This window comes from Bartonella sp. AA2SXKL (assembly GCF_042197205.1).
Lineage (GTDB): Bacteria > Pseudomonadota > Alphaproteobacteria > Rhizobiales > Rhizobiaceae > Bartonella.
Genome location: NZ_JBHIRN010000140.1, coordinates 1 through 724, shown reverse-complemented (window position 1 = coordinate 724; position 724 = coordinate 1). Strand labels below are relative to the sequence as shown.

The window sequence follows — 724 nt, the reverse complement described above, 5'->3', positions numbered from 1 at the left end:
ATACCGTTCGTATTCCTCCTTCTCCCTGAATGGGTTCAATAAGGATGGCAGCAGTATTTTTATTGATAGCATTACGCAAAGCGATTTCATCACATAAAGGAATTTGAATAAATCCGTCAGCTTTTGGTCCAAAACCTTGCAAATATTTTTCTTGTCCTGTAGCAGCAAGCGTTGCAAGTGTGCGCCCATGAAATGCATCTTCAAAAGTAATAATTTCAAAGCGTGTTGGATGGCCAGAGGCATAATGGTAGTGACGAGCAGTTTTAAATGCGCATTCCACTGCTTCAGCACCGGAATTACAGAAAAAAACCTTATCAGCAAAACTATTTACGCAAAGCTGCGCGGCGAGAGCTTCTTGTTCAGGTGATTGAAAAAGATTGGAAACATGCCAAAGTTTTTCAGCTTGTCTTTTGAGAGTATCAATCAATTTTGGATGTGCATATCCTAATACATTGACAGCAATGCCAGACGTGAAATCAAGATAACGCTCTCCTTTATCGGAAATAAGCCATACAGCATTCCCTTGTTCAAAATGCAAATTACGTCGAGCAAAGCACTCATAAAGTGGCTGTATAGTGGTGCTATTCATCGTTAATTTCCTTTATTTCTCGAGCTCTGCGATACAACAAACAAAACAACGCTGCAAACAAAATACGTTGCACCTTTGGATACAGTATCATTAGTGATTTATGGTGATACCACGCTCACAGGTTGTGATCATTGC

The 724-nt window shown here is 39.9% G+C and carries 1 protein-coding gene; it reads right to left on the bottom strand.

Going from position 1 to position 724, the window contains the following annotated elements:
• Positions 1–589: aminotransferase class III-fold pyridoxal phosphate-dependent enzyme (locus tag ACFINS_RS10305; protein ID WP_375706215.1), on the bottom strand; the 589-nt coding region annotated here is incomplete at its 3' end.
• Positions 590–724 lie beyond the last annotated feature (135 nt).